The following is an 8,537-nucleotide window of genomic DNA, read 5'->3' as shown; positions in this document are numbered from 1 at the left end:
GGGTTAAGGGGGCGGCGGGTTAAGGGGCGCGACGGGTCTCGCGCTGCGGGTCTCGTCATCCACAGTCAGCGATTCATCCACAGCAGCTGGCCCCGCGGCGCGCATGAGGCGCCGTCGCGTCAGTGCCGGCGGGGTCAATGGGCACGGCACACGCCGATGAATCGAAAGGACTGAGCAATGTTCGAGACGCCAATTCATGTGATCGGCACGATCATCACCGACCCGATCCGCCGCCGGGTCGGCGATCAGGAGGTCTACAAGTTCCGGGTGGCCAGCAATTCACGGCGACGCACACCCGACGGCAGGTGGGAGCCGGGCAACACGCTGTATGTGTCGGTGAACTGCTGGGGCGACAAGCTGGTGCGGGGCGCCGGAGCGTCGCTCGGGAAGGGAGACCCGGTTATCGTTGTTGGATATGTGTACACCAGCGAATATGACGACCGCGAAGGCAATCGTCGTACGTCGCTGGAAGTGCGGGCCACCGCGGTAGGACCGGACCTGGCGCGAAGCATCGCCAAGGTCGAGCGGCCGAAGAACACCGACAACACCGACGCGACCAGCGGCGACGCCGCCGAAAGGCCAGGCGACGCGGTCGAGGAGGACGGCGAAACCGCCGAGGCTGACGACACGCGAGATGACACGGCGTTGCCGATGTCGGCGTAACTGTCGCGGCCGCTGACGGCGAGGTCGGAACGGCCAGTGTCAACGCCTACGATGGTCCGCGAGCAATACCGAAACCAGAGAGGCATTACTACGGCATGGCCGATTTCATCTACACGATGCGGAAGGTCCGCAAGGCGCACGGCGACAAGGTGATCCTTGACGACGTCACCTTGAACTTCCTGCCCGGTGCGAAGATCGGCGTTGTCGGTCCGAACGGTGCGGGTAAGTCGAGCGTTTTGCGGATCATGGCCGGCCTGGACCAGCCCAACAACGGCGATGCGTTCCTGCAGCCCGGCGCCACCGTCGGCATCCTGCAGCAGGAGCCGCCGCTCAACGAGGACAAGACGGTCCGCGGCAACGTCGAGGAAGGCCTCGGCGACATCAAGGTCAAGCTCGACCGGTTCAACGAGGTGGCCGAGCTGATGGCCACCGATTACTCCGACGAGCTGATGGAGGAGATGGGCCGGCTGCAGGAGGAGCTGGACCACGCCGACGCGTGGGACCTCGACAGCCAGCTCGAGCAGGCGATGGACGCGCTGCGCTGCCCGCCGCCCGACGAGCCGGTGACCCACCTGTCCGGCGGCGAACGGCGCCGGGTGGCGTTGTGCAAGCTGCTGCTGTCCAAGCCGGACCTGCTGCTGCTCGACGAGCCGACCAACCATCTCGACGCCGAGAGCGTTCAGTGGCTTGAGCAGCATCTCGCCGAGTACAAGGGCGCGATCCTGGCCGTCACCCACGACCGCTACTTCCTCGACAACGTCGCCGAATGGATCCTGGAGCTGGACCGCGGCCGGGCCTACCCGTATGAGGGCAACTACTCCACCTACCTGGAGAAGAAGGCCGAACGGCTCGCGGTGCAGGGCCGCAAGGACGCCAAGCTGCAGAAGCGGCTCAAGGACGAGCTGGCCTGGGTCCGCTCGGGCGCCAAGGCGCGTCAGGCCAAGGGCAAGGCGCGCCTGCAGCGCTACGAGGAGATGGCCGCCGAGGCGGAGAAGACCCGCAAGCTCGACTTCGAGGAGATCCAGATCCCGACGGGCCCGCGCCTGGGCAGCGTCGTGGTCGAGGTCGAGCACCTGGACAAGGGTTACGACGGCAGGCCGCTGATCAAGGACCTGTCGTTCACGCTGCCCCGCAACGGCATCGTCGGGGTCATCGGCCCCAACGGCGTCGGCAAGACCACGCTGTTCAAGACGATCGTCGGCCTGGAGCAGCCCGACAGCGGCACCGTCCGGATCGGCGAAACCGTCAAGCTCAGCTACGTCGACCAGACCCGGTCGCGCATCGATCCGAACAAGACGGTGTGGGAGGTCGTGTCCGACGGACTCGACTACATCGAGGTCGGCCAGAACGAGATCCCGTCGCGCGCGTACGTGTCGGCGTTCGGGTTCAAGGGCCCCGACCAGCAGAAGCCCGCGGGTGTGCTGTCCGGCGGTGAGCGCAACCGGCTCAACCTGGCGCTGACGCTCAAAGAGGGTGGCAACCTGATTCTGCTCGACGAGCCGACCAACGACCTCGACGTCGAGACGCTCGGTTCGCTGGAGAACGCGCTGGAGAAGTTCCCCGGCTGCGCGGTCGTCATCTCCCACGACCGCTGGTTCCTCGACCGCACCTGCACGCACATCCTGGCGTGGGAAGGCGATGAGGACAACGAGGCGAAGTGGTTCTGGTTCGAGGGCAATTTCGCTGCCTACGAAGAGAACAAAGTGCAACGTCTCGGCATCGAAGCGGCCCGTCCGCACAGGGTTACCCATAGGCGGCTCACGCGCGACTAATGTCGCCAATGCGTACCCCGTCGCCGCAGCCGCGGCGGCGTCCAACAGTGGGCGGTGCGCACCGGTGAGTCAGGAGCGAGTGGCATGACGGTCGATCCGAGCGGGAGGTCCATCGACGGGGCGACCGAACGCACGATCGCACCGGGCACCCTCGAAAAGCTCGCCAAGGCCTACATCGCGACCTACCACGGGCCGCACGGCGGCGCGCCGGTGGCGGAGACCATCACCGGCCCGATGGAGATGCCGAGCCCGGGCAAGCTGATCTCGCCCGCGCTGTTGACAGCGCACTACAAGCTGGGCCGGCACCGGCAGGTCGGCGAGACGCTGGTCGGGGTCTGCCCGGCGGATGACCCGGCCGGCTTCGGCCCGGCGCTGCAGATCGTCACCGACTACGCGCCGATGCTGATGGATTCGGTGACGGTGCTGCTGCACCGGCTCGGGGTGGCCTACAAGGCGATCATGAATCCGATCCTGCGGGTGCGGCGCGACCCGACCGGCGAGCTGATCGACATCCAGCCGGCGTCGGGTGCGCCCAACACGCAGGACGCCGTCGACGAGGCGTGGATCCATGTGCAGCTGTCGGGCTCCGTCGACCCGAAGGCGGTAGACGAGGCCAAACAGCTGCTGCCGCGCGTGCTCGCCGACGCCCGTCAGGTGTCGCTGGACTCGCGGATTCTGACCGGCACACTGCTCGGCCTGGCCAACGACATCGACATCGACCCGGAGGGCCGCTTCCCCGGCCCCGACCGCAAGGACGTCGCCGAGCTGCTGCGCTGGCTGGCCGACGGGCATTTCGTGCTGCTGGGCTATCAGCGTTGCCTGATCCAAGACAACACCGCATCGGTCGACTGGTCGAGCCGCCTCGGGGTCTCGCGGTTCAGGGACGACATCCTGCCGCCGCTCACCAAACCCGACGACCTGGTGGTGCTGGCGCAGGCGACGATGCCGAGCTTCCTGCGCTACGGCGCCTATCCCTTCATCGTCGTCGTTCGCGAACATCCTGGCCATCAGGTCGTCGAGCACCGCTTTATCGGCTTGTTCACTGTCGCCGCGATGAACGCGAATGTCATGGACATTCCGTTGATTTCGCGACGCGTCAGCGAGGCGATCGCGATGGCGCAGCGCGACCCCAGCCATCCGGCGCAGCTGCTGCTGGACATCATCCAGACCATTCCGCGTTCGGAGCTGTTCGCGCTCAGCGCGCGCGAGCTGTTGGACATGGCGATGGCCGTCGTCGACCTCGGGTCGCGCCGCCGCACGCTGCTGTTCCTGCGCGCCGACCAGCTCGCGCATTTCGTGTCCTGCCTGGTGTATCTGCCCCGCGACCGGTACACCACCGCCGTCCGGCTGGAGATGCAGGACATCCTGGTCCGCGAACTCGGCGGCGAGAGCATCGAATACACCGCCAGAGTCAGCGAATCGCCCTGGGCGGTAGTGCATTTCACGGTGCGGCTGCCGGAGGGGTCACGCCCACAGCACGTTGACGTCTCGCTGCAGAACGAGACGCGCATCCAGGACCTGCTGACCGAGGCGGCTCGCACCTGGGGGGACCGGCTGCTGGGCGCCGTACGCACCGGCTCGATCGACCAGCGGAAAGCCGAGCACTACTCGGGCGCCTTCAGCGAGGTTTACAAGCAGGCGGTGTCGCCCGACAACGCGATCAACGACATCGCGATCATCGAAGAGCTGGAAGACAATTCGGTCAAGCTGGTGTTCAGCGACGACGGTACCGGCGACACCGCGCTGCTGACCTGGTACCTCGGTGGGCGGTCGGCGTCGCTGAGCCATCTGCTGCCCATGCTGCAATCCATGGGCGTCGTCGTCCTCGAAGAGCGACCCTTCACGGTGACCCGGCCCGACGGGCTGCCGGTGTGGATCTATCAGTTCAGGATCGCGGTCGTCAGCGATATCCCCGAAGAAACCGAGAGGGCCGAACGGGACGCTACCGCGGTCCGTTTCGCCGACGCGGTCACCGCGATCTGGCACGGCCGCGCCGAGATCGACCGGTTCAATGAACTCGTCCTGCGTGCCCGGCTGACCTGGCAGCAGGTCACCGTCTTGCGTGCCTACGCGAAGTACCTGCGGCAGGCCGGTTTTCCGTACAGCCAGGCGCACATCGAGTCGGTGCTCAACGGCAACCCGAAGACGGCGCGGTCGTTGGTCGAATTGTTCGAGGCCATGTTCAACCCGGAGGCCGACCCGGAACGCCGTGACGCGCAGGCCGCCGCCGCCTCGGTCGCCGCCGACATCGATGCGCTGACGAGCCTCGACACCGACCGGGTGCTGCGCGCATTCGCGTCGATGATCCAGGCCACGCTGCGCACCAACTACTTTGTCCGCCGCGAGGATTCGGCTCGAGCCCAGAACATTCTGTCGATCAAGCTGAACCCGCAGCTGATCGACGAGTTGCCGCTGCCGCGGCCCCGCTTCGAGATCTTCGTGTACTCACCGCGGGTCGAGGGCGTGCATCTGCGGTTCGGCTACGTCGCCCGCGGCGGGCTGCGCTGGTCGGACCGCAAGGAAGACTTCCGCACCGAGATCCTCGGCTTGGTCAAGGCGCAGGCGGTGAAGAACGCCGTCATCGTCCCCGTCGGCGCCAAGGGCGGATTCGTCGTCAAACGCCCGCCGGCCTCCACCGGTGACCCGGCCGCTGACCGCGACGCGCAGCGCAACGAGGGCATCGCCTGCTACAAGCTGTTCATCTCCGGCCTGCTCGACGTCACCGACAACGTCGACCAGACCACCGGAAAGGTCGTCACGCCAGCCGATGTCGTGCGGCGCGACGGCGACGACGCCTATCTCGTCGTGGCGGCCGACAAGGGCACGGCGACGTTCTCCGACATCGCCAACGAGGTCGCCAAGTCCTACGGGTTCTGGCTGGGCGACGCGTTCGCCTCCGGCGGGTCGGTCGGCTACGACCACAAGGCGATGGGCATCACCGCCAAGGGCGCCTGGGAAAGCGTTAAGCGCCACTTCCGCGAGATGGGCCACGACACCCAGTCCGAGGACTTCACCGTCGTCGGTATCGGCGACATGTCCGGCGACGTCTTCGGCAACGGGATGCTGCTGAGCAAGCACATCCGGTTGGTGGCCGCGTTCAACCACATGCACGTGTTCCTCGACCCGAACCCCGACGCGGCCACGTCATGGCAGGAGCGCAAGCGGCTGTTCGACCTGCCGCGCTCGACGTGGGCCGATTACAACTCGTCGCTGATCAGCGAGGGCGGCGGCGTTTACAGCCGTCAGCAGAAGTCCATCCCGATCAGCCCGCAGGTGCGCGCCGCCCTCGGCATCGAAGACGACGTCACCGAACTGCCGCCGCCGGATCTGGTGCGCCGGATCCTGAAGGCGCCGGTGGATCTGTTGTTCAACGGCGGCATCGGAACCTACATCAAAGCCGAGACAGAGTCCGACGCCGACGTCGGCGACCGCGCCAATGACACCGTGCGCGTGAACGGAAATCAGGTGCGCGCCAAGGTCATTGCCGAAGGCGGTAATCTCGGTGTGACCGCGCTGGGGCGTATAGAGTTCAACCTCAACGGCGGCCGGATCAACACCGACGCGCTGGACAACTCGGCAGGGGTGGACTGCTCCGATCACGAGGTCAACATCAAGATCCTGATCGACGCCCTGGTGAGCACCGGCAAGGTGCGGCCCGAGGAGCGCACCGAACTGCTGCTGTCGATGACCGACGAGGTCGGCGAGCTGGTGCTCGTCGACAACGCCGACCAGAACGACCTGATGGGCACCAGCCGCGCCAACGCGCCGAGCCTGCTGCCCGTGCACGCCCGCCAGATCAAGGATCTGGAGAGGGAACGCGGCCTGAACCGCGAACTCGAGGCGCTGCCTTCGGAGAAGGAGATTCGCCGGCGCCTCGACGCGGGCCTCGGCTTGACGTCACCGGAACTGGCGACGCTGATGGCCCACGTCAAGCTCCAACTGAAGGACCAGGTGCTGGCCAGCGACCTGCCCGACCAGGAGGTCTTCGCGGCCCGGCTGCCGCGCTACTTCCCGACGCGGCTGCGCGAGCAGTTCGGCGCCGAGATCCGCTCGCACCAACTGCGCCGGGAGATCGTCAGCACGATGCTGGTCAACGAACTCGTCGACGCCGCAGGCATCACTTACGTGTACCGGGTGATGGAGGACGTCGGCGTCGGGCCGGTCGATGCCGTGCGGGCCTACGTCGCCACCAACGCGATCTTCCGCGTGGAGGAGGTGTGGCGCGCGATCCGAGCCACCGGGGCGGCGGTGGACATCACCGACCGGATGACGCTGGACCTGCGCCGACAGATCGACCGCGCCGGCCGCTGGCTGCTCAACTACCGTCCGCAACCGCTGGCCGTGGGCGCGGAGGTCAACCGCTTTGCCAAGAAGGTGGCCGAGCTGACGCCGCGCATGCGCGAATGGCTGCGCGGCGACGACCGCGCGATCGTCGAGAAAGAGACCGGCCATTTCGCGTCGCACGGAGTCCCCGAGGACCTGGCCTACAAGATCGCGTCGGGCCTGTATCAGTACAGCCTGCTCGACGTCATCGACATCGCCGACATCGTCGACCGTGAGCCCGCCGAAGTCGCCGACACGTACTTCGCGCTGATGGACTACCTCGGCGCCGACGGACTGCTGACGGCGGTGTCCGGCCTGCCGCGTGAGGACCGCTGGCATTCGTTGGCGCGGCTCGCGATTCGCGATGACATCTACGGTTCGCTAAGGTCGCTGTGCTTCGATGTGCTGGCCGTCGGCGAGCCCGAGGAGCGCGGCGAGGAGAAGATCGCAGAGTGGGAGCTGATCAACGGCTCGCGCGTGCAGCGGGCGCGCCGGACGCTCAACGAGATCTATGAGTCCGACGAGCGCGACCTGGCGACGCTGTCGGTGGCGGCGCGGCAGATCCGAAGCATGACACGAACGAGCGGAACGGGGACTTCTGGGTGACGACGGGCTTTGTCGCGCCGGTGCATGTGCGCTGGTCGGACATCGACATGTACCACCACATCAACCACGCCACCATGGTCACCCTCCTCGAAGAGGCGCGAATTCCGTTCCTGCGTGAGCCTTTCGAGGACGTCATCGATGACATCGGGCTGCTGATCCACGAGGTCAACATCCTCTACAAGGGTCAGCTGCGGCTGCGGGATTCGCCGCTGCAGGTGACGATGTGGACCAAGAGGGTGCGCGCCGTCGACTTCACGATCGGCTACGAGGTGCGGTCGGTGAACGCGGCGCCGGACTCCAAGCCGGCGGTGATCGCCGAAACCCAGCTCGCCACTGTGCACATCAAAGAGCAACGACTGCAACGGCTTTCCCCGGCTCAGCAGGAGTATCTGCGGCGCTGGTTGCGATGACAGGCCCCGAGCGGGGCATCTGGCTGGTCGACGCCACCCACCGCGAGGATCTCGCCACGTTCGTCGAGCGGGCCATGCGGCTCGACGATGCCGCCGTGATTCGGCTGCGGGAGCGGGCAGGCGGACAGGTAGTAGCGTGGGTGGCAACGGGTTTCGACGTGCTCGCCAGCCGTGTGGTGGCGGGCACGATACGGCCGCCCGACTTGACCGCGGGCGCCGATGCGCTGGCCCGCGGACTGGACGCGATGGACTCCAGCGGGCACGTCGACCCGGGATTTCCGATGGACTCGGCATGGCGCGGTGCGTTGCCGCCCGACAGCGGCTTCACCCACATCGACGACGTGCCTGCGCGGGTGGTGCTGGAATTGGCGCAGCGCGGCGTCACGTTGGCCAAGCAGCATGGCAGCGCGCACGGTCCGCCGGTGTCACTGCTTGACCAAGAGGTACTCTCGGTCAGCTCCGCACAGGACAATGTCGGCATTCCAATGCGCTGTGTATTCACCCTGACGGCAATGGCTTTCCTGCCGCAGTCGGCCGCCGCCAGTCGCGACACCGGGTTCGATCCCGCGACCGTGGCCGCCGATGAGATCGTGCGGGTGCGGGCCCTGCCCGCATGGCTGCGGATCGACGCGCGCTTCGGCTCGGTGTATCGCCGCCGCGGCGACCCGGCCCTCGTCCTGCGCTAACCTGAACGTTTCGTGAGATGGGCCGTTGACACGGCTTGTAATGCACGGAAGTGCCTGTCCTGCTTGAGAACATTGGC

5 protein-coding genes are annotated in these 8,537 nt (G+C 66.8%); all 5 read left to right on the top strand.

Features of this window, described 5'->3' with window-relative positions:
* The first annotated feature begins 177 nt into the window (after positions 1-177).
* Positions 178-663, top strand: a complete 486-nt coding sequence (locus CQY20_RS32340) for a single-stranded DNA-binding protein (protein ID WP_097945208.1) — start codon at positions 178-180, stop codon at positions 661-663.
* A gap of 95 nt (positions 664-758) precedes the next feature.
* Entirely contained in the window at positions 759-2,435 is a 1,677-nt protein-coding gene (gene ettA, locus CQY20_RS32335) for an energy-dependent translational throttle protein EttA (protein ID WP_097945206.1), read from the top strand.
* An 84-nt stretch (positions 2,436-2,519) separates the two neighbouring features.
* The gene (locus tag CQY20_RS32330) at positions 2,520-7,364 is read left to right on the top strand and encodes an NAD-glutamate dehydrogenase (protein ID WP_097945204.1); all 4,845 of its coding nucleotides are present in this window, start codon (positions 2,520-2,522) and stop codon (positions 7,362-7,364) included.
* A gap of 47 nt (positions 7,365-7,411) precedes the next feature.
* Positions 7,412-7,774 carry an acyl-CoA thioesterase gene (locus CQY20_RS32325; protein ID WP_097945210.1) on the top strand — a complete coding sequence of 121 codons (363 nt, stop codon included), beginning with the start codon at positions 7,412-7,414 and terminating at the stop codon, positions 7,772-7,774.
* Positions 7,771-8,460: a DUF8010 domain-containing protein gene (locus CQY20_RS32320; protein WP_097945202.1), complete on the top strand. Its 690-nt coding sequence runs from the start codon at positions 7,771-7,773 to the stop codon at positions 8,458-8,460. The genes CQY20_RS32325 and CQY20_RS32320 overlap by 4 nt, the downstream gene beginning before the upstream one ends.
* Positions 8,461-8,537: the final 77 nt, after the last annotated feature.

Origin of the sequence: Mycolicibacterium agri (assembly GCF_002553505.1) — a bacterium.
GTDB classification, from domain to species: Bacteria; Actinomycetota; Actinomycetes; order Mycobacteriales; family Mycobacteriaceae; genus Mycobacterium; species Mycobacterium agri.
Note: the sequence above shows the minus strand (reverse complement) of the source record. Positions and strands in the feature narration are given on the sequence as shown.

Excerpts from the sequence above, each read along its gene's own strand:
- CQY20_RS32340 (WP_097945208.1), top strand. The coding sequence starts at position 178 with ATGTTCGAGACGCCAATTCATGTGATCGGCACGATCATCACCGACCCG.
- ettA (WP_097945206.1), top strand. The coding sequence starts at position 759 with ATGGCCGATTTCATCTACACGATGCGGAAGGTCCGCAAGGCGCACGGC.
- CQY20_RS32330 (WP_097945204.1), top strand. The coding sequence starts at position 2,520 with ATGACGGTCGATCCGAGCGGGAGGTCCATCGACGGGGCGACCGAACGC.
- CQY20_RS32325 (WP_097945210.1), top strand. The coding sequence starts at position 7,412 with ATGTACCACCACATCAACCACGCCACCATGGTCACCCTCCTCGAAGAG.
- CQY20_RS32320 (WP_097945202.1), top strand. The coding sequence starts at position 7,771 with ATGACAGGCCCCGAGCGGGGCATCTGGCTGGTCGACGCCACCCACCGC.